This window comes from Cutibacterium granulosum, assembly GCF_900186975.1.
Lineage (GTDB): Bacteria > Actinomycetota > Actinomycetes > Propionibacteriales > Propionibacteriaceae > Cutibacterium > Cutibacterium granulosum.
Map to the genome: position 1 here is coordinate 96398 of NZ_LT906441.1, position 20233 is coordinate 116630.

Below are 20233 nucleotides of genomic sequence, written 5' to 3' on the forward strand. Positions count from 1 at the left end.
CGTCAATGTGTTCATTTCACGGCCCCCTGCGAGTCATGACGTGCCGTACGAGTGTCCGGCTTTCCGGTGGCAGGCAACCCCAGGAAGTAGTCCTTCTCGTCGTCACCGAGACGACGTGGATGCGGGGGCTGCTCCATGCCGGAGACCAGCGGGGCCAGCAACTCATCCTTGGTCCAGATGTGCTTGGCGCGAGTGGTGTCTGCCATCTTGAAGTCGTTGGTCATCGTCAACGCCCTGGTGGGGCACGCCTCGATGCACATCCCGCACAGGATGCAGCGCAGATAGTTGATCTGGTAGACGCGTCCGTACCGTTCACCCGGGGAGTAGCGCTCCTCGTCGGTGTTGGCACCGGCCTCGACGTAGATGGCGTCGGCTGGGCAGGCCCAGGCGCACAGCTCGCAGCCGACACACTTCTCCAGCCCGTCGGGCCAGCGGTTGAGTTGATGACGCCCGTGGAACCGGGGCGCCATGACCTTCTCCTTGCCCTTCTTCGGATACTCCTGGGTGAAGGTCTTGCGGAACATCGTCCGGAAGGTGATTCCGAACCCTGACCAGGCTCCCATCAGTTGTCTCCCTTCGGGGTCTCGGGCACGTTCGACGTGGCTCCGGCCAGCGGCACGTTCTCGCCACCAGGTGCCGAGACGGTCTCACCGGAGACGATGGCATTGGCCGTCACCAGTTTCTGACCAGGCAGCGGAGGCACCGGGTAGCCACCGGCGAAGGCGTCGAACTCCTCACTGACCGACTGTTTCTCGGGCTCACCTGCGTCCCCACCGAAGGCCCACGCGATGAGGGCTGCCACGCCGATACCGGCGAACACCATGAACAGCGGGTTGTAGGAGGCACCCTGGGAGCCGATCGAGCGCAGTGCGGCCACGATGACGAGCCACACGAGGGCGATCGGGATGAGTGCCTTCCACCCCATCTGCATGTAGTGGTCGTACCGGAACCGCGGAATCGCGGCGCGCACCCACACGAAGAAGAAGATGACCAGCTGCACCTTGATGAAGAACCACAACAGCCCCCACCAGCCGGAGTCGATGACGCCGATGTGGTTGAACGGCCACGGGGCACGGTAGCCACCGAGGAACAGGGTGACGCACACGGCTGACAGGGTGGCCATGTTGATGTACTCGGCCAGGTAGTACATGCCGTAGGGGAAACCGGAGTACTCGGTGCTGTAGCCGGAGACGAGCTCGGACTCACATTCGGGCATGTCGAAGGGCAGTCGGTTCGACTCGCCGAACATCGTGATGACGTAGATGAGGAAGCTGGGCAGGAGCATGAGCCAGTAGTGGCCGGGGACTCCGAGGCTCGCATCACCGAACATGATCGGGGTGGCCTGGGCCTCGACGATTCCCGAGGTGGACATCGTCCCGGAGAACATGAACACCGACACGAGCGTGAGGCTCATCGCGACCTCGTAGGAGATCATCGACGCCGAGGACCGCAGCGAGCCAAGCATCGAGTAACTGCCGGCCGACGACCATCCAGCCAGCACGATGCCGTACACACCGATGGACGAGATGGCCAGGATGAACAGCACGGCGACCGGCACGTCGGTGATCTGCAGATTGGTCTGGTGCCCGAACATCGACACCTGACCGCCCAGCGGGATCACCGCCCACGAGCTGAATGCCGCGACGCCGGCAATGATCGGCGCCAGGCTGAAGACGAAGCTGTCCGCCCCCTTGGGCTTGACGATCTCCTTGAAGACGAGTTTCAGCCCGTCACCGACGGCCTGGAACACACCGCCGGCCCACGCCGAGTTCATGACGGGACCGATGCGGTTCTGCATCTTCGCCAGAACGCGACGCTCGAACCACACGTTGACGATGGTCCACGCCAACAGGATGACGAAGAGAAGGACCACCTTGACCAGCACGAGCCACCACGGGTCCTGTCCGAATGGGGCTACTGCGAACGGATTCATGCCACACCTCCCTTGTCACCATGGACCTTGTCGATCTGAACGGATTGCCCAGCTCGAGCCGGAGCCGAACCGGTGCCGCAGTGCGCAGGCACCCACACGACGCCGTCGATCATGGACTCCTCGATGCTCACGGGCACCTCCACCGAGTCACCGGCGGCAAACGTGACATTCAACACGTCAGCATTGCCGAGGTCGTGATCGGAGGCGGTCCTCGGGCTCACGCGCGCCACCAGCGGACGGGCAGTCCGGCGCAGGGCCTGCGAGCCATCGAGGCAGGCGGAGTCGTCGAGCAGTTCCCGCCACGTGTCGAGGACGAGACCACCATGTCGTTCGGGGGCGGGCGGGGCGACCACGGTGGACTCGGACTGTCCGCGTCCTTCCCAGTCACCCAGCTCGAGCCAGGCCTGATGGGCCTGGCTGACGGTGCGCATCCCCAACGGGGTGCCCATCGCGTCGGCCAGGGCTGCCAACACGCGAATCTCGTTCATCGGGGTGCGAGGCTGCTTGTTGATGACGCGCACCCGACCGGGGCGGTGCTCCCAGTCGAGGAAGGTCCCAGAGGTCTCCTCCAGCAGACACACCGGGAAGACGACGTCGGCACGCTCGGTCACCTCGCTGCAACGCTGCTCCAGGCTGACGACGAAGCCAGCCTTGTCAAATGCCTGTCGGGCGGCCTGTGGATCGGGCAGGTCGGACAGCTGGACACTGGAGACCATGACCGCCTCGAGACTGCCATCAACCAGGGCATCGAGCATCTGGGGAGTGGTGCGGCCGGGCTGATCGGGCAGCGACTCGACCCCCCATGCAGCTGCGACGTCCACCCGAGCCTTGGCGTCGGTGACAGGACGTCCGCCGGGCAGCAGGGTGGGCAGACAGCCAGCCTCCACGGCACCGACCTCACCGGCGCGGCGTGGCACCCAGGCCATCCGGGCGTCGCGGGTACGGCACAGGTCGATGACGGTGGCGAGTGCTCCTGGTGCAGTCGCGGCGCGCTCACCGACGAGGATGACGGTGTCCTCGTCAATGGTTCCCTGTTCGGCAAGACGTACCAGCGACGCGGCCTCGTCACCGGGCGCAGTCGGCACCAGAGTGGCGCCGAGCTTGCGGGAACCCCGGCTGAGATGACTGCCCACGGTGAGCACCGGCAGCTTCATCTTGCGCCATGCCTTGCGCAGACGCAGGAAGATCATCGGGCACTCGTCCTCGGGCTCGAGATCCACCAGGACGACCTTGCCGGCCTTCTGCAGGTCTGCATAGGTCACCGACCCCTCCAACGTTGCCCCGGCAACCTGGCTGGCGAGGAAGGCATCCTCCTCGGTGCTGGTGGCGCGAGCCCGGAAGTCGATGTCGTTGGTGCCCAGCACGGTGCGTGCGAAACGCGACCAGGCCAGGTTCGTCTCGACGGTGAGACGTCCACCGGTGAGCACACCGGCAGACCTTGCCCTCGTCAGTCCGGCGACGGCTGCGTCAATGGCCTCGGCCCAGGAGGCTGGCTCCAGCGTGCCGTTCCGACGCACCATCGGAGTGGTGATGCGGTCGTCACCGCGCGCGGAGAGGAACCCGAACCGGCCACGGTCACAGTTCCACTCCTCGTTGACCTCGGGGCGGTTGCCGGCATTGCGACGTTTGACCTGGTAGTGCCGGTGATCGGTGCGCAGCTCGCACCCGGCAGCACAGTTCTCGCACGTCGTCGTCGTGGAGACGAGGTCGAACGGGCGGCTGCGGAATCGGTACTCGGCGCTGGTGAGCGCTCCCACCGGGCAGATCTGGATGACGTTGCCCGAGAAGTACGAGTCGTAGGGGGTCTCGGTGTACGGCCCGATCTGGGAGACGGCACCGCGCTCCAGCAGATGGATGAGCGGGTCACCGGAGATCTGGTCGGAGAACCGGGTGCAGCGCTGGCACAGCACGCACCGCTCCCGGTCCAGCAGGATCTGGGCCGAGATGTTGATGGGCTTGGGGTAGGTGCGTTTGACGCCTTCGTACCGTGACTCACCACGTCCGTGTGACATGGCCTGGTTCTGCAACGGGCACTCACCGCCCTTGTCGCAGATGGGGCAGTCCAGCGGATGGTTGATGAGCAGCAGCTCGAGGATTCCCGCCTGGGACTTGCGGGCCAGTTCGGAGGACTCCGCCGTCTTGACGATCATGCCCTCGGCCACCGGCATCGTGCAGGCTGGCTGTGGCTTGGGAAATCCGCGGCCATTTCCGGCGTCGGGGATCTCCACCAGACACTCACGGCAGGCTCCGGCCGGGTCCAGCAGCGGATGGTCGCAGAACCTTGGGATGACGGTGCCGTTCTGCTCGGCGGCTCGAATGATGAGGGTGCCCTTCGGCACGCTCACCGGCTCGCCGTCGATCGTGAGGGTGACGAGATTCTCCTTGGCGACGACCTCGTCGTTCTTCGTGTCCACACTCATGCCTTCACTCCGAACTCGCTGGAGACGCCACTGCCCATGTCCTCGGCGGAGAAGATGGCGCTCCTCTCATAGGGCAGCAGCTGCCAGGCGGGAATGCCCTTGCACCCTGCCTCGAACTCATCGCGGAAATTGCCGACGGCGCCACGTACGCAGCCCACGGCACCATCGGCCAGGGCACAGAACGACTTGCCACCGATGTTGTCGACGACGTCCATGAGCTTGTCGACGTCGCCGGGTTCACCCTCACCGGCCTCGATCTTGCGCAGCATCTGCACCAGCCACCAGGTGCCCTCGCGGCACGGGGTGCATTTCCCACACGACTCGTGCTTGTAGAACTCCACCCAACGCAAGGTGGCACGCACCACCGAGGTGGTCTCGTCGAAGCACTGCAGCGCCTTGGTGCCCAGCATGGTCTTCGCCGCCGCGAGGTTCTCGTAGTCCAGCGGGGTGTCCAGGTGCTCGGGAGTGAGCATCGGGGTGGACGAACCGCCCGGGGTGAAGAACTTCAACTCGTGGCCGGCACGCATGCCCCCGGAAAGATCGATGAGTTCGCGCAAGGTGACCCCCATCGGGGCCTCGTACTGGCCGGGGTGGGCAACGTGGCCCGAGACCGAGTACATGGTGAAACCGCTGGACTTCTCACTGCCCATCGACTTGTACCATGCGGCACCGTTGGCCAGGATCGAGGGCACCGACGAGATGGACTCGACGTTGTTGATGACCGTCGGGGAGGCGTACAGGCCGGCGACGGCCGGGAACGGTGGACGCAGTCGGGGTTGGCCACGCCGTCCTTCCAGGGAGTCCAGCAGGGCGGTCTCCTCGCCACAGATGTAGGCGCCGGCACCGGAGTGCACGACGATGTCCAGGTCGTAGCCCGAGCCCAGGATGTTCTTGCCCAGGTATCCGGCCGAGTACGCCTCGCGTACTGCCTGCTGCACCCGTCGGATGACGTGCAGCACCTCTCCGCGGATGTAGAGGAAGGCCATCTTCGCGCGGATGGCGTAGGAAGCGATGATCGCCCCCTCCACCAAGGTGTGGGGGGAGGCCATCATGAGGGGCATGTCCTTGCAGGTGCCCGGCTCGGACTCGTCACCGTTGACCACCAGATAGGTGGGGTTGGGATTGTCCTTGGGGACGAATCCCCACTTGACGCCCGAGGGGAACCCGGCGCCACCACGGCCACGGAGGTTGGCCTCCTTGACCTGACCGGCAACCTCCTCCGGTGCCATCTGCAGGGCATTGCGCAGGCCGACGTAGCCACCGGTGCGCTCGTAGTTGACGAGCTTCCACGACCTCTCCTCACCCCAGTGGGCGGACAGGACGGGGGTCACACGGGCTGGGCCAGATGCTGTGTCGATGCTCACTTGCCCTCCTCGGTCTGCTGCGGAACGCTGATCCTGGCGGGATCGGGGGCGCTCCAGCCACGCTCCTTGGCCACCGTGACGCCACGCAGGGATGCCTCCCCGGCGCTCGGGCCCTCGTCGGCCCGCCCGTCGGGGAACCCGGCCAGCACCCGTTCGGAGTCGCGCCAGCTGGTGATCCTCGCCCCACGCGTGGAATGAACCTCCTGATCGGCGGCGAGCCTGTCGAGCAGCTCGTCGGCCTTGGCCGGGGTCATGTTGTCCATGAACTCCCAGTTGACCATCATGATCGGGGCGAAGTCGCAGGCAGCGTTGCACTCGATGCGTTCCAGGGAGAACTTGCCGTCGGGGGTCGTCTGCCCCTCCTTGACGCCGAGCTTCTTCTCGACCCGATCCATGAGGATGTCGCCGCCCATGATGGCGCACAGGGCGGTGGTGCACACCCCGATGTGGTGTTGGCCAGCCGGACGACGCTTGTACATGGTGTAGAACGTCGCAGCACCGGAGACCTGGGCCTCGGTGATGCCCAGCACCTCGGCAGCGGCCTCGATGCCGGCGGGAGAGACCCGTCCGTCCACCGACTGCACCAGGTGCAGGATCGGCAACAGGGCCGAGCGCGGCTCGGGGTACCGGGCCGCCAACGAGCGCATCTCCTCGATCGTCTCGTCGGTGATGTTCGTGGACCGGTCCGTCTGGTCGACGCCACCGGATCCGGTGAAGTCCGAGCGGAACTCCTCGGCGTACGGGAAGTCGAACTCCTCGCTCATCGGTCAACTCCTCCCATCACGGGATCGATGGATGCCAGCGCCGGCACGACGTCGGAGAGCATGCCACCCTCGCACATCGCCGGCAGAGACTGCACGTTGATGAATCCGGTGTCGCGGATGTGGGCGCGGTAGGGGCGCACTCCCCCGTCGGAGACGAGGTGGCAGCCGAGCTCACCGGCCACGCCCTCGATGGACTGGTAGACCTCGCCGGTCGGCACCTTGAAGCCCTCGGTGATCACCTTGAAGTGGTGGATGAGGGCTTCCATGGACTCCCCCATGATGTGCTTGATGTGTTCGTGGGAGTTGCCCTGCCCGTCGGGTCCGATGGCCAGTTCGGCGGGCCAGGCGATGTGGGGATCGTCGACCATGTGACGCTGGCCCTGGGTGTCCTCGAGCTTCTTGACGACCTGCTTGAGGATACGGACCGACTGGTTCATCTCCTCCAGACGGATGACGAATCGTCCGTAGCAGTCGGCGGTGTCGGCGGTCGGCACGTCGAACTCGTAGTCCTCGTAGCCAATGTAGGGGTTCGTCTTGCGCAGGTCCCAGGGCAGGCCGGTGGCGCGCAGGGTGGGCCCGGTGATGCCCAGCGCCATGCACTGCGCCAGTTCCATGCGGGCAATGCCCTTCATGCGCGACTTGAAGATCGGGTTCTGCAGGGTGAACTCGGAGAGCTCGTGGAGATTGTCCTCCATACGGGCGATGAGGTCGCGAAGCAGATCCATCCCGTTGTCCGGCAGATCCGTGGCGGTACCACCGGGGCGGATCCACGCGTTGTTCATGCGCAGGCCGGTGACGGCCTGGTTGAACTCCAGACAGATCTCACGCTCCCTCAGACCGACCTCGGTGACCGAGGTGGCACCCAGCTCCATCGACCCGGTGCCCACGGCGACCAGGTGCGAGGAGATCCGGTTCACCTCGGTGATCATGACGCGCAGCGCGTTGGCACGCTCGGTGACCTCATCGGTGATGCCGAGCAGTTTCTCCACGGCCAAGCAGTAGACCAGCTCGTTGAAGAAGTTCGCGACGTAGTTGGCGCGGGTGGCATAGGCGACGCCCTGGGTCCAGGTGCGGTACTCCATGGACTTCTCGATCCCGGTGTGGAGGAATCCGATGCCCACACGCATGTCCTTGACGGTCTCGCCGTCAAGTTCGATGACCAGGCGCATCACTCCGTGGGTCGAGGGGTGGGTCGGCCCGAAGTTGATGACGACGGTCTCGTCACCTCGCTCGGCAGCCTCGGAGACGATCTGCTGCCAGTCACCGCCCTGGGCCAGGTACTCCTTGGCCGCAATGTTCTCACTCATCAGTTGTAGCTCCTGCGCTGATCCGGCGGCGCAACGATGGCACCCTTGTACTCCACCGGGATGCCGCCAAGCGGATAGTCCTTGCGCTGGGGGTGCCCGACCCAGTCGTCCGGCATGAGGATGCGAGTCAGTGCCGGGTGCCCGTCGAAGATGACACCGAACATGTCCCAGACCTCACGCTCCTGGAAGTCGGCGTGCGGGTACACCCCCGTCACCGAGTCGATGTGCGGATGCTCGTCCTGCGGATCGGCCAGCCCCACCTCGAGACGAATTTCACGGTTGTAGGTGTAGGAGCGCAGGTTGTAGATGACGTGCAACTCCTCACCTTCCATCTGTGGGTAGTGCACGCATGTGAGACAGGCGCAGTTCTCGAAGCGCAGCTGCTCGTCGTCGCGCAGCTGCTTGACGAGTTCCAGCAGTTTCCCAGAGTGGACGAAGAAGGTGATCTCGCCGCGGTGGATCGTCGTGAGTCCGGTGGAGAATCCCGGGACGAGCTGCTCCATCCGATCGGCAACCTCGTCGAACCAGCCGCCGAACGGACGCTCGGAGGCACCGGGCAGGCTGAACTCCTGGACCGTGCCGCCGTAGCCCGAGGTGTCGCTCGGACCGGAGTCCGACCCCCACATCCCCGTGGTGGTACGCATCACCGGGCTGATGATACCCGCTTCGGCTGCGGCAACCTCGGCACCGTCGGTGTGCTCGACATCGTTGGAGCTCATCGCATGAGTCCCTTCATCTCGATGGTGGCTGGGGCCTCCAGCGCGTTCTTCTCCTTGGTCTTCTCCACCTCGGCCATGTGTCCCAGCAGTGGCCAGTGCTGAATCTGCTCACGGATCTTGAACACGGCGTCGATGAGCATGTCGGGGCTCGGCGGGCAACCGGGGAGGTAGACGTCGACCGGGACGATGTGGTCGCAGCCCTGGATGATGGCGTAGTTGTTGAAGATGCCACCGGAGGAGGCGCAGGCGCCCATCGAGATGACCCACTTGGGATTGGGCATCTGGTCGTAGAGCTGGCGCACGACCGGGGCCATCTTCTGGCTCACCCGTCCCGACACGATCATGAGATCGGCCTGACGCGGCGAGGCGCGAAACACCTCATGGCCCCAGCGGGCCGCATCCTGACGAGGACCACCGTAGGAGATCATCTCGATGGCGCAGCAGGCCAGACCCATCGTCAGCGGCCAGAAGGAGGTCTTGCGCAGCCATCCCACGACAGCCTCCAACGAGGTCATCATGATGCCGGCGGGGACGTCGGCGTCGTACTCGGCCATGTTTTCCTTCCTCTCCTGCTCAGTCCCAGTCAAGTCCGCCGCGACGGAAGATGTAGATGTAAGAGACGAAGACCGTTGCAATGAACAGCAGCATCTCGATCAGGCCGAATGCACCGAGCTGGTTGAAGGTCACGGCCCAGGGGTACAGGAACACGATTTCGATGTCGAAGACGATGTAGAGCATCGCGATGACGTAGTACTTCACCGGGAAACGTCCACCACCCGGCGGCTGCGGGGTGGGCTGGATGCCGCACTCGAAGGTCTGGTGCTTCGAGGCGTTCTTCCGGGTGGGGCTCAGCAGCAGGTTGACGGAAATCGTCACCACCACGAACAGCAGGGCAAGAATGGGAAGGCCCACCAAGGGCAGGTATTCGTTCATCGGTTGGTACCACCTCGTCCGACATGATGTCTGTGACCGGAGCACGAGCCATGGGATCCGGCCAGCAATACTTTAGGCGTGAGCGCTGCATTTTTGGCACATTCTCTCATGTTGACGGTGCCAATCTGGTGAGGGCATTGATGACGTGGTCAGAAACGTCCCCACCTCGCGAGTCGGTGAGATTCGCGAGAAGCTTGTTGACGAATCTCATGAGTGCGGCATGCGGCAACCCATACGTGGTGCACAGTCGCATGACTCGTGGGTCTCCGATGAGCTTGACGAAGATCGTTCCCAGCCGGAAGTAGCCACCGAAGCGCTCACGCAGTGCGATGGAGTATCCCTGAAGGGCACGTTCGGCAGATCGGGACCCCATGCCACGGTAGTGGGCCTGGGCGATGGCCGTGGCAGCAAGCTCACCGGCCTCCATGGCGTAATCGATGCCCTCGCCATTGAAGGGATTGACCATGCCACCTGCGTCACCGACGAGCAACAGACCACGATCGTAGGCAGGGGTGCGGTTGAAGGCCATCGGCAGGGCAGCCCCACGGATCGGCCCCTCCTGATTGTCGGGGGTGAGACCCCACTGCGCAGGCAGGTGGGACAGCCAGCGCGTCATGAGGGATCGGTAATCGGTCTTCTGGAAGGCGTCGGAGGAATTGAGCATTCCGAGCCCGACGTTGACGGTGCCGTCCCCCACCGGAAACGCCCAGCCGTAACCGGGCAGCAGATCCGACTCGTGGGGTTTGCCGTCCCACAGCTCCAGCCAGCTCTCCAGGTGGTCCCCCTGGGAGAGTGGCGAGGTGAAGTAGGCGCGCACCGCCACACCCATGGGTCGATCTGGGCGGCGCTCGCGCCCCATGGCCAGGGCCAGGCGTGAGGAGTTGCCATCGGCAGCAACGACGACGGGGGCATGGAACTCACGCCCATCAGTGGTCCGCACGCCGACGATGCGACCAGTGCGTTCGTCCATGATCGGGGTCCTGACGTTGGCCCCCGTGATGAGTTCGGCTCCGAGCGACTCGGCATGCCGGGCAAGCATCTCGTCGAGCTTGGCACGCCGACACACCATACCGAAGTTCGGGTAGTCGGCCAGCTCCGGCCATGGAAGGACGAAGGGAGGCACGGTTCCACCGTGAATACGCAGCCCCTGGGTGTGCTTCCACCCAGCTTCCTCGCTGACGTCAATACCCAGCCTGATGAGCTGTCGGACAGCACGCGGTGTCAACCCGTCACCACAGACCTTGTCACGGGGAAAGGTGGCCTTCTCCAGGAGCACGACGTGCAGTCCCTGGCGGGCAAGATGCGCAGCAGTGGCCGATCCGCCAGGTCCAGCGCCCACGACGAGGGCGTCGGCGCACACCCCACGGCCGTCCACATCCGCCATGAAAACCTCCTCGTCACTCGTCCATGAAAGTCTATGGTGAAATGAGCGATTCGTCACAATCATGGCATTTTCACATGTGCCCGGATTCCCTCTCCTCTATTTTAGAAAGGAAATTGTTTCATAATTGGGTTAATGGTAGGGCTCGTGTGCTGGAGCCATGTCCATTCGACCCTCGGAAAGCCAGTCCCGGCGTTCCACCCGAGCCAATCCATCCATCCGGCCCCGAATCCCATCCTCTGCGGCACCCCATCGCCTGCGGGGCACGCGGTGCCCAATTCCGTTGTGCGAAACAGCCGCGGGTATCCTCGACCGCGTGATCCTCAACCCGGACAGCAGTCATCTTCGCGCTCGAACGGTGGTCATTGACGATCCAGGCTCCTTGGAGTCGTTCATGACGCCGAGGGACAGCACGTGCATCCTCCACAGAGGGGATGGGGTTGTCGGTATCGGGCACATCGCCCGGTTCGCACCCGACAGCATGCTCGCCGCCGACGTGTGGTGGGAGGAGTTCTGCGCCGACCTGGAGAACGAGACCGAGCTTCCCGGCGTCTACGGCACCGGACCGGTTGCCTTCGGCTCGTTCGTCTTCGACCCGGATCGCACCTCGGCTCGCTCGGTGATGATCGTTCCACGCACCATCGTCGGCCGCCGCTACGGAATCAGCTGGATCACCCAGCTCTCCTATGGCGACGTCGACGACGACCCACCCATGCGCCAGATGCTCCCGTCACGACCACACATTGACGACACCCACCCAGGCACCATCGACGACGATCGCTGGTTGCAGCTCGCTCGTCAGGCCCAGGAGCTGTTCTTCTCCGGCGGTATAGAGCAGCTCATCATCATGCGTGATCTGTTGGTCGGCTGTACGGCACCCATCGACCCTCGATGGCCAGTCGCACTGCTCACCAAACTGTTTCCCCAGTCGTGGACCTATCTCGTCTCAGGAACCATTGGGACGACGTCAAAACTCCTGGCACAGGTCCGTGACGATCTCATCACGTCTCGAGCGCTCACCCACGCTCCACGCCAACATGATTCCACCGAGTGCCACATCCTCGACGCCCTGACTGGTCAGGGGCCGATCGCCGCCGAACATACCCAGACCGTGGAATCCGTACGCAGGACGCTGGCGTCGTTCAGCAAGTCGTGGCATCGCCCCCAACACCCCGGGATCGTCACCGCACCGGACGGAAACTACCTCGCCTCCGACATCACCGGCGTGGCGGACGGATCAGCCTCCTCCCTGTCGGTGGCAGCCAACATCCACCCCACCGCGTTCGTCACGGGGACCCCTGCGGATCGAGCACGAGCCGTGCTGTCGGAGGCGGAGGAAGTGGATCGAGGCCGAGTCAGCGGCCCGGTGGGCTGGATCGACACCATGGGCAACGGCCAGTGGCTCTCCGACACCCGTGGTGGCCAGATCGACGCCACGGATCCCAGCCGTATTCACCTGTTCACCGGGATTCCCATTTCCTCGTCCACCACCCCCGAGGACATGGCCGAGGATCTGCGCACCCGGGTCAGAGTCCTCATGGATGTGCTCAACGCGCACTGACGCTGGCCTTCTCACCACACGGTATCCACCACGATGCGCCGTGGTCAGCGGCGCACAACCTTCTTCCTGACGGGACGTTCGTTCTGGGCGATCCGCTTCTGCTCGGCGAGCTGGCGGCGGGACTCCTCCTGCATCTGTTGCAGCTCCTGCTGGTCAAGGCCTCCCATACGCAGGAAGGAGTAGGCGAGGATCGCGGCGACCACACCGATCCACGGGGACAGGCCGAGCACGAGCCAGATGGTGATGAGGGCCACCATGTCCAACCCACGCAACAGGTTGAACATGAGGCTGGGCGGCATGGCGCCAGCCTGGGTGGCGACCATCGGTGTCGAGTAGTCAGCTGGTTTGGCCGAGACCCAGCGGATGGCACCGATGAATCCGGCAGCAGCCGTCACCAGGGCGTGGAGCACGGCGTGGAACCAGTCCATCCGAGCGGCATCACCGATCCCGTGGAAGGCGGGGATGGTGGCCAGGGCCCAGACGAGGGCAAGGATCGCTGGCACGATGGACGCCGCAGTACGCACCTGGGACGTGGTGAACGGCATCATCCTCATGAGCCCCTTGGTGCGGCTGAGTACGCGCAGGCTGGTGAAGAAGGGCACCATGGCAGCAACCAGGACCAAGGCCGACAACGGCGAGGTGAGCCGCCCAAGCCCCAAGGCCTGCAGGGCGTAGGGGACGACGATCGTCGCGGCCAACGTCACCAGGGGCTTGGGGAAACGCAACAACCGCTGCACATCTCGCCAAACCAGGGCATGAAGCCCCATGCCACGGCCTCGAGTGGCGCGCACCTGACCGCGTTCGACGGCTTCTCGCTCCTGAAGGATGTCGCGGATGAGGGCGAAGTCCAGGGCGAAGGCGGCACCCTGCATACCAGAGACCAGTGACCCACCCGACATGAGACGGGCCCGCCTGATCGAGTTGAGCCGTCCGTTGGCCACGACGAGTGCCACGATGAGCACCAGGGCAGCTCCGGCCACGACGGACCAGGCGATCAGCACCGACAACTCGGCCGAGATGCTCATCGGGTACCAGCCGGTGGCGGTGGACACCAGGGCGAGCAGGAGCAACCCAGCCAGAACCATGGCAACGCTCTGCAGCACCCGCACGGTACGTACCCGTTCTGCCCCCTGCTCTGCAGCGGCAAAGGCCACCAGCGCCGCTGCACTCAACCCGGTGGCGACGGTCCAGGCGATGATGGCCCGGGCGCTGAGTCCGGACAGTGCCGAGACCAGGGCACCTGCGATGGCCCCACCGATCAGGCTCACGATCTCGGCGATCCGTAGCCGCTTGCGCAGGAAGCGGGACCTGTCGACCGGTGCGTCGAACAGCCAGAATCCTTCCGCCGTCGATGCCAGGACCGGACCGAAGATCCGCGAGACGACCAGGGCGAAGCCCATGACGGCGGTGACGACAGCCAGTGGCAGGACGTTTCGTGCTGCCTGACAACCCGAGCTGGAACATCCAGCGGCCTGCCCCTGGGCCTGCACGATGAGGCTGATGAGCATGGCGAGGATGATGGCGAGCGAGAACAACAGGACGTAGGCATCCCCCAGGGCCTGCCAGATGTTGCGTGTGGTTCGGCCCCGACGCCAATCGCCCATGAGCAGTTCAAGCTGACGTTCGTCGGCCTGCCCCTGCCAGTACTCGTCAGGGCTGTGTGAGACGACGAGTGTGACAGCAGGAACGTCGCTGACGGTGGGGACGTCCTTGGGGGCGGGTGTCGCAGCCGCGGTGGACGTGTGTTGAGCCTTCTTGCCGGACCTACGGTGACGATTGTGCCTACTCATCCGCGCTGTCCTCCCAACTCGACGACCTGAGCCCCGAGTTCGTCGACCAGGGCGGGCTCGTGGCTGGCCATGACGATGGCCAGCCCCTGGGAGAGTTCCTTCTTGAGACGTTGGGAGAGCCAGGCAACACCTTCGACGTCAAGTCTTGCCTCGGGCTCGTCGAGGACGAGCAATTTGCGGGGGCGCACCAGGGCAGTGGCCAACGCAAGTCGTCGACGTTGACCCGACGACAGGGTTCCGGGCAGTTGCCCCGACTGCGCCACCAACTGCACCTCCTCGAGCACCTCGTCGACGAGTTCGTCGGCATCGACGAGCCCGTGGGCACGAGCGAGCAGGTCCAGATGTTCCACGACGGACAGGTCGGGGAAGAAGTCGAGGTCGTCGATGACCGTGGCGACACTGCGTCGGAACTCGGGATCGGTCTCGGAGACTGGGCGACCCAGCACCTCGATGGTGCCGGAGGTGGGCCGATCGGCCCCGACGAGGCAACGCAGCACGGTCGACTTTCCTGCACCGTTGCGTCCCGTGAGGGCGACGACCTGCCCCGGATGCACGGTCAGGGAGAACGAGTTGACGATGGTGTGATCCCCATAGGACTTGGTGACGTCCTTGGCGACCAGGACTGCGTTGCGAGAAGCCATGGCGTTATTCTCCAACCATCCCCACGGGAACCAAAAACTCATCCACAGGTGATCCGATCGCCGTCAGCAGATGACACCTCCCCTGTGGACAGCTGCCACCCACCTGCACACGACCAGGACCGTCGATCATGATCTGGGGATCCTGATGGACGGTGACCACCATCCACCGGTCCGGGGCCTTCGGTGCAGGCCTGCCGGCACGTTCGTGTGGAAGACTGCCGGCACGTTCGTGTGCGAGACTGGATGAGTGCATACCACCCGGGCCACCTTGGACAAACATCACGCCGACGTCGCCTCCATGTTCGACGGCGTGGCGCGACGTTACGACCTCATGAACACCCTCATGACCCTGGGAGCGGTCGATCAATGGCGTCAGTACGTGGTTGACGCGGTGGAGCCGGGCCCCGGGCAGAAGATCCTGGACCTGGCAGCGGGAACCGGCACCTCGTCCGCCACATTCGCCGCCTGCGGCGCCGAGGTCTACCCCACCGACATCTCCCTGGGAATGCTCGAGGTGGGCCACCAACGTCAGCCCGATCTGCACTTCGTCGCCGGTGACGCCACTGCCCTGCCCTATGCCGACGACACCTTCGATGCCGTGACCATCTCCTACGGGCTGCGCAATGTCGAGGACACCGAGGGGGCACTTCGGGAGATGCTGCGCGTCACCAGACCCGGTGGACGGCTGGTGGTGTGTGAGTTCTCCACCCCCACGGCAAAGGTGTTTCGCCATCTGTACCGGGACTACCTCCTGGCCGCAATCCCTGCGTTGGCACGACTGGCGAGTTCGAACCGGGACGCCTACGACTACCTTGCCGAGTCGATCCTGGCCTGGCCCGATCAGCAGCACCTGGCAGATCTCATGGCGCAATGTGGCTGGAGGGCCGTCTCGTGGCGCAATGTGGCTGGCGGTGTGTTGGCTCTGCACCGGGCCTGGAAAGCCTGAGGTCCGCCAGGTGAGCTCTGCAACACATCCCAATCCCACACCGATCCTGCTGGATTCCTGGGCGGCGCGCTCCTGTCCGGTGAGGACGCAGCACGCCTTCGACCCGAGCATCACACTGCCGCCCACCCAGGACGCCCAGCCGCAATCACAGCCATCACCCCTCAGCGACGCCGCCCGGGGATTCGTGACATCCGTGTGCGACGAACTGGCCAAGATTCCGCACGCGGTGGACCTGCGAAAGTGGCGCGGCTCCTCGCCACAGCATCACCGCGCCATGACCCGCAAGGTGCTCGAGCGGGGGGCAGCACTGATCATCGACCCGCAGCTGCCCTCGTCGCTGCAGGGGCACCGCTCGGGAAGTCCCGACGTGCTGGTGCGAGTGGCGGATCGCCCCGACGGCCAGCCGGGTTATCTACCGGTGGTCATCGCGCACGAGTCGTTGCTGCAACGCAACACCACCACTGCGGAATTCACCTGGGTGACGCCGCTGCAGGAGCCCGATCCGCGTCAAGCCCACCTCAGCACCACCCAGGTGTTTCGCCCCGGACGGGAACACACCCTGTTGCAGGGGGCGCACCACTGGCGCCTGCTGGACGACCTTGGTCTGGTGGCGAGCCCACCAGATGGGATGTCTGGCCGACGTCGTCTGGCCGGGTTCATCGGAACCGACGACGTCACCATGCTGGCAAACCTGCCCACGTGCGCGGAGGACTCCCCCCACCTCGCTGTCTGCTGGCTGGACCTCGATCATCGCTTCATCCGCACCTACGTTCCCGCACCAACGAGCTCGTCGGCGGCAGAATCCGCATCCCAGCACTGGAGACGACGCAGTGTGCTGGATCGTTACGACCATGAGCACAGTTTCCGGGTGAGCGTCGCGAGACACGCCATGGCACGTACCGCCTCGAGCGACTCCGTTCGGGGCGCCTCGAGCGACTCCGTTCGGAGCAGACGCACGGCCACCAGGCATGACTCGACGCCGAGCGGGGACGCGCCAGCGAGCCACCCGACCAACCAACCTGGCGTCACGTCCGAGCCCACCGCGGACAGCTCCACCTCTCCTCGCCGGGCACCGATGCTTCGTCCGATCGTGGTACCGGAGTGCGCACAGTGCCCGTGGTGGCCGGTGTGTGAGTCCCAGCTCGATCCCGACGACATATCGTTGCGTGTCACGAAAGCACCCCTGGACGTGCGCGAGATCACGACACTGCGCGACCTCGGCATCGAGACCATTCACGATCTCGCCGCGGCGGATCTGGACGTCGTCCTACCGCTCTACCTGCCGCAGGTGCAGCATCGGCCACGCGCCGAGACCCGACTGCGACTGGCTGCCCAACGCGCCACCCTGTTGCACCAGGGACGCACACTGGCCCGAAGGAACGATGACCCCATCGTCCTGCCTTCCGGGCAGGTCGAGATCGACTTCGACATCGAGACCTCCTTCGACGACCGGGTCTACCTGTGGGGCATGTGGGTGGATGATCCGCAGGGCCTCCTGCCGGAGACCGCGGATCCGAGCATCTGCTACTACGTGCATTTCTCCAGCTTCTCCGACCAGGACGATGCAGCCGAGATCAGCCTCGCGAAGGAGGCGATCTCGTGGCTGGACCACGTCGTCCAGCGGGTTCCCGACTGCATCATCGTGCACTACTCGGACTACGAGATCACTCATCTGCGTCATTTCGGCGCGGTGGCGACCGATCCGCACATGGCAGCCTCGGTGGAACACCTGCTGCACTCCGGATGTTTCGTCGACATCTTTCGCGTCATACGTCAGCACTTCTTCGGGGTGCACGGGATCGGGTTGAAGGCCGTCGCCCAGGAAGGGGCCGGTTTCCACTGGCGTGACCCCGAACCTGGCGGTCTCAACTCGCAGACCTGGTGGGACGAGGCCGTCCACTCCCCCGATCCGCAGGTGCGTGAGAGTTCACGCACCCGAGTTCTCCAGTACAACGAGGACGACGTGCGTGCCACCCACGCGGTGCGTGGCTGGCTGCGGAAGGAATACGGCAGGAGGTAGCGTCCCGGACGCTTACCAAAGTCATGCTCCAGCAGTCCACCGCCGCGCCCGATGACCTGGTTCCGACTCCAGCACTCGGGTCGTCGACTACGAGACGCGTTCGCCTGTGACGATCAGCCGGTGCGAGTTGACGCCCACCGGTGTACATGTCACCAAGGACATCAGATCCCGACCCGGCTGGGGCTTGAGACTCGTGAGATCCGTCGGGACGACGACCTTGCGCGCCACCACCTTGTAGGTGAGCTTCTCACCAGCCACGGTCACCGTCCAAGAGTCACCGATCGTCAGTCGGTCGAGATCGGTGAACAGACGCCGACCAGACCATCCCGCATGAGACGTCAGTACGGTATGGGTACTCTCACCCCCCACGGGCAGTGCCGTCCCGTACACATGAGCAGCACCGTCGCTGAGGGCATCGGGGTCCGTACCGTGCAGAATTGGTAGCTGCACGTCAATCGCGGGGATGGACAGACCACCCATCACTGCCTCACCGTCGAGGGAGAGCAGTTGGTCGTAGCGGTTCTGGGTGGTGGTCCCCCGAGCCGGGTTCCCAGCTGCGGGATCACCGATGCGCAAGTACGAGTCCAATGGCAACGACCGGTTGTAGTCATGCGCATCAGCCAGAAGCCGATCGATCCGGGCCTGCTGCGCCGCCGTGGTCCTTGCCTGCACGGCCTCAATCCGATGCCGAGCCTTGGCGTTGCTGAGGTACTGACTCGCCGTCGGAAGGACGAACGATGAGATGGCCAGTACCATCAGCGCCACCAAGTATCCGCGCCACAGGCCAATGTGGTGAGTACGTCCGCCCTGTTCCACGTTCTTCGGGAACTGGATGAGGCCCAGTGCGATGAACACACACAGGACAGTCCCGAAGACGTAGAACAGTACGGACGGCAATCGCGCCGACCACTCAATCATTCCGACGGGAACGTGAGCTCCTCACGATGACTGGTGTTCCAAGTGCAGCGGTCACACCAAGAACGCCCAAGAGATCCCACCAATTGAGCTCGGAACCCGTGAAGGGCAGTTCACCCTTTGACGGCACCGGTGGCTCTGGCGGAGTCGGATCGTTCCGGAAGACACAGGTCGTGGTGGCGCGGCTCACCTTGGAGACCACGACCTGGCTCTGCTGTGACTTCTTGTCGCCACTGGTGGTGGGGGATGCCGGGGTCAATTTCTCCCCAGTGGGGTTGCCGTGCTCGTCAATCGCGCTGCATGTCACCGAGACCTGGTACTTGTCGAACGTGGAGGCTGCACCATCCACGAGCTGCTCGTGCAGTTGGTGTGTCGATCCCTTCTGGACGTACTCACGGTGGGCGACGGGCTGGAGCCCCTTGGCGGCTCCTGAGGTTGTGACCTCTGGCATCAGATGGCTGCCTCTGGTGGTGGACGACCACAGCGACACCTGATCGGTGGGGTCCTCACGATCGACGAAGTCCTTCTTCACCACCAAATAGCCCTCATCGGGTGTCGGCCCTCCCTCACCGGCCGAGGTCGCACCCCACGTCGCGATCTCGAACCGGGGCATGGTGGCTTTATCGAGGGGAAGGAGATCAATATCCTGAAGCCTGGTCGTGTCGGGGTACTCCCGCATATCGGACAGGTCGAACACCCCAGTCTCGTTGGACTTGCCGTTGTCGAAGGTGGCATTGGTAAGGGCCATGAGCAGTTTGTCGCCGACACGGGCCAACCCATAACCAGCTTTCTCCGTTGCCCCGACGACGACGCCGGGCCCCACGAAATCGGTACCATCGGCATTCGGCATCCAGCGCACCAAGTAGGAGCGTCCACCGGCATCCATCACGTCCTTGCTGGCCAATCCGTACAGGGCACCGTCCGGGCCAATGACAAAGTCACCGGCCGATCTGAGCTGAGTTCCGTGATATTTGGGGAATTGGATCTCCAATTGCTCGACCGGAACGAAGTCGCCGACATTGTTCAGGTCGGCGCGGAAGATTTCACCGTGCGACGCCTTGTCGCTCGCAAGCAGCAATCTACCCTGGTTGTCGAAACTGAGGGCATTTGCCTGGGGAGCCGCCAAGTCCGCGGCGTCAAAAGCACTGTGGGGCAAGTTCTCACCGTCCGGAGTACGAAGAGGCTTGCGCCAGATCACCTCACCAGTGTCGGCGTCATGTTTCGTCAGGTTCGGGAAGCCGTCTTTCTTCGGGTTAGGTTTCCATCCACCAATGTACTGAATTCCGTACATGTACTTGTTGTCGGAGTCGACCGCGATGTCACCAAAGCCTCTGTCCTCACCGGCGTCGAACTGGCGAACGAAGTCGACGCTCGAATAGTCGGGGGCGACTTTCATCAGTGCAACCTTGTTGGCACCAACCTCACTGGTGTCCTTGACCCTACCAGTCGCCGTGTTCACCCAGTAGTAGTAGGCCGAGTCATCATCCTGTTCTGCGTAAGCAGTCGGCGGCACGACGGCACACATGGTCGCCGCAAGCA

17 protein-coding genes are annotated in these 20233 nt (G+C 64.3%); 3 read left to right on the top strand and 14 right to left on the bottom strand.

Features of this window, described 5'->3' with window-relative positions; genetic code table 11:
* Positions 1-11: 11 nt before the first annotated feature.
* The 10 genes from nuoI to CKV91_RS00545 all read right to left on the bottom strand — a co-directional run bounded on the left by nuoI (position 12) and on the right by CKV91_RS00545 (position 10824).
* Positions 12-563: an NADH-quinone oxidoreductase subunit NuoI gene (gene nuoI, locus CKV91_RS00500; RefSeq protein ID WP_021104193.1), complete on the bottom strand. Its 552-nt coding sequence runs from the start codon at positions 561-563 to the stop codon at positions 12-14.
* Positions 563-1933, bottom strand: a complete 1371-nt coding sequence (gene nuoH, locus CKV91_RS00505) for an NADH-quinone oxidoreductase subunit NuoH (protein WP_021104192.1) — start codon at positions 1931-1933, stop codon at positions 563-565. Before nuoH ends, nuoI begins: the two co-directional genes overlap by 1 nt.
* Entirely contained in the window at positions 1930-4353 is a 2424-nt protein-coding gene (locus tag CKV91_RS00510) for an NADH-quinone oxidoreductase subunit G (RefSeq protein ID WP_021105043.1), read from the bottom strand. Before CKV91_RS00510 ends, nuoH begins: the two co-directional genes overlap by 4 nt.
* Positions 4350-5684, bottom strand: coding sequence for an NADH-quinone oxidoreductase subunit NuoF (gene nuoF, locus CKV91_RS00515; protein ID WP_152332777.1), 1335 nt, complete (start codon positions 5682-5684; stop codon positions 4350-4352). The genes CKV91_RS00510 and nuoF overlap by 4 nt, the downstream gene beginning before the upstream one ends.
* Before the next feature lie 29 nt (positions 5685-5713).
* Positions 5714-6481 carry an NADH-quinone oxidoreductase subunit NuoE gene (gene nuoE, locus CKV91_RS00520; protein ID WP_021104188.1) on the bottom strand — a complete coding sequence of 256 codons (768 nt, stop codon included), beginning with the start codon at positions 6479-6481 and terminating at the stop codon, positions 5714-5716.
* Positions 6478-7788 (bottom strand): NADH-quinone oxidoreductase subunit D, encoded by a 1311-nt coding sequence (locus CKV91_RS00525; RefSeq protein WP_065860422.1) that lies wholly within the window; start codon positions 7786-7788, stop codon positions 6478-6480. The genes nuoE and CKV91_RS00525 overlap by 4 nt, the downstream gene beginning before the upstream one ends.
* The gene (locus CKV91_RS00530) at positions 7788-8507 is read right to left on the bottom strand and encodes an NADH-quinone oxidoreductase subunit C (RefSeq protein ID WP_065860421.1); all 720 of its coding nucleotides are present in this window, start codon (positions 8505-8507) and stop codon (positions 7788-7790) included. Before CKV91_RS00530 ends, CKV91_RS00525 begins: the two co-directional genes overlap by 1 nt.
* Positions 8504-9061 (bottom strand): NADH-quinone oxidoreductase subunit B, encoded by a 558-nt coding sequence (locus CKV91_RS00535; RefSeq protein WP_021105046.1) that lies wholly within the window; start codon positions 9059-9061, stop codon positions 8504-8506. Before CKV91_RS00535 ends, CKV91_RS00530 begins: the two co-directional genes overlap by 4 nt.
* A 19-nt stretch (positions 9062-9080) precedes the next feature.
* Positions 9081-9440, bottom strand: a complete 360-nt coding sequence (locus CKV91_RS00540; RefSeq protein ID WP_021105047.1) for an NADH-quinone oxidoreductase subunit A — start codon at positions 9438-9440, stop codon at positions 9081-9083.
* A gap of 106 nt (positions 9441-9546) precedes the next feature.
* Positions 9547-10824, bottom strand: coding sequence for a geranylgeranyl reductase family protein (locus CKV91_RS00545; RefSeq protein ID WP_065860420.1), 1278 nt, complete (start codon positions 10822-10824; stop codon positions 9547-9549).
* Between the two features lie 391 nt (positions 10825-11215).
* Between CKV91_RS00545 and CKV91_RS00550 the strand changes: the two genes are divergently transcribed.
* On the top strand, positions 11216-12382 hold the full coding sequence (locus tag CKV91_RS00550; protein ID WP_169712407.1) for a chorismate-binding protein: 1167 nt from the start codon (positions 11216-11218) through the stop codon (positions 12380-12382).
* A gap of 44 nt (positions 12383-12426) precedes the next feature.
* Here the strand turns inward: CKV91_RS00550 and CKV91_RS00555 are convergent, their stop codons facing one another.
* Together CKV91_RS00555 and CKV91_RS00560 are read right to left on the bottom strand one after the other, a co-directional pair.
* A complete protein-coding gene (locus CKV91_RS00555; protein WP_021104180.1) occupies positions 12427-14172 on the bottom strand; it encodes a DUF6297 family protein in 1746 nt (581 codons plus the stop codon).
* Positions 14169-14813: an ABC transporter ATP-binding protein gene (locus tag CKV91_RS00560; RefSeq protein WP_021104179.1), complete on the bottom strand. Its 645-nt coding sequence runs from the start codon at positions 14811-14813 to the stop codon at positions 14169-14171. The genes CKV91_RS00555 and CKV91_RS00560 overlap by 4 nt, the downstream gene beginning before the upstream one ends.
* Before the next feature lie 298 nt (positions 14814-15111).
* On the opposite strand from CKV91_RS00560, the gene CKV91_RS00570 reads away from it, so the two are divergent.
* Complete coding sequence (locus CKV91_RS00570) at positions 15112-15759, top strand: demethylmenaquinone methyltransferase (protein ID WP_231933814.1); 648 nt, start codon at positions 15112-15114, stop codon at positions 15757-15759.
* 10 nt (positions 15760-15769) lie between these two features.
* Positions 15770-17779 (top strand): TM0106 family RecB-like putative nuclease, encoded by a 2010-nt coding sequence (locus CKV91_RS09945; RefSeq protein ID WP_325168510.1) that lies wholly within the window; start codon positions 15770-15772, stop codon positions 17777-17779.
* 87 nt (positions 17780-17866) lie between these two features.
* On the opposite strand, the gene CKV91_RS00580 is transcribed toward CKV91_RS09945, so the two are convergent.
* Both CKV91_RS00580 and CKV91_RS00585 read right to left on the bottom strand, forming a co-directional pair.
* Positions 17867-18697, bottom strand: a complete 831-nt coding sequence (locus CKV91_RS00580) for a class C sortase (protein WP_021104176.1) — start codon at positions 18695-18697, stop codon at positions 17867-17869.
* Positions 18690-20207, bottom strand: a complete 1518-nt coding sequence (locus CKV91_RS00585) for a hypothetical protein (protein WP_065860416.1) — start codon at positions 20205-20207, stop codon at positions 18690-18692. Before CKV91_RS00585 ends, CKV91_RS00580 begins: the two co-directional genes overlap by 8 nt.
* Positions 20208-20233 lie beyond the last annotated feature (26 nt).